The 235-nt window shown below is 33.2% G+C and carries 1 pseudogene; it reads left to right on the forward strand.

The features are described from left to right. Nucleotides 1-235: pseudogene (locus tag KGF41_RS20730) on the forward strand (hypothetical protein); the annotation flags it as partial.

Raw genomic sequence — 235 nt, forward strand, 5'->3', positions numbered from 1 at the left:
GATGCAAAGATAGGCGTAAACGAATTAAGCACAAATGCTAAAAATCTAACGGGTGCAGTTAATGAACTTTTTCAATCTGTCAGTAGTGGGAAGGAATTAATCGCTACTGCTATTACTGACAAAAAAGTTCCAACTAACAGTAGTGATACATTTCAAGTTATGGCAAGTAATATTAGTAATATAAAACAAATACCTGATATGCATGATGATGTTGAAGAAATATGGCAGTTTACAG

This window comes from Clostridioides sp. ZZV14-6150 (assembly GCF_020657875.1).
Classification (GTDB): Bacteria; Bacillota; Clostridia; order Peptostreptococcales; family Peptostreptococcaceae; genus Clostridioides.